The organism is Methylobacterium sp. CCH5-D2 (assembly GCF_001556475.1).
Taxonomy (GTDB): domain Bacteria; phylum Pseudomonadota; class Alphaproteobacteria; order Rhizobiales; family Beijerinckiaceae; genus Methylobacterium; species Methylobacterium hispanicum.
In genome coordinates this window covers 1-386 of sequence record NZ_LSIX01000563.1, presented here as the reverse complement: position 1 = coordinate 386, position 386 = coordinate 1, and the positions used below count along the sequence as shown (strand labels likewise).

Genomic DNA, 386 nt, shown 5'->3' with positions numbered 1-386 from the left:
CGCTGGTGGCCCCCGCCGAGGCGAAGGCGGGCGATTCCTCGGCCCCCGACTATCTCACCCGCCTGGAGCACGCGATGGTGAGCCAGAGCATCGAGAACCTGCTGACCTTCCCGTTCATCAAGGAGCGGGTCGATGCGGGCAAGGTCCAGCTCCACGGCGCGCATTTCGGCGTGGCCTCGGGCCAGCTGCTGGTCCGCGATCCCGAGACCGGCGATTTCACGCCCGCCGCCGATGCGAGCGGGCAGGCGATTCGCCCCGCCGCGATGATGAGCTGCAACTGAAGCACCGGGCCCGCCTCCTCCGAGCCGGGGGGGCGGGCCACGTCTCTCACGCATCACGGGCGACCCGGCTGCGCAAACTCCGGCGGCGCAAACGAAGAGCGGCGG

1 protein-coding gene is annotated in these 386 nt (G+C 71.2%); it reads left to right on the top strand.

Features of this window, described 5'->3' with window-relative positions:
- Window positions 1-281 (top strand): carbonic anhydrase (locus AX737_RS14410; RefSeq protein WP_280949074.1); only part of this gene is annotated, 281 nt, incomplete at its 5' end.
- Between the last annotated feature and the right edge of the window lie 105 nt (window positions 282-386).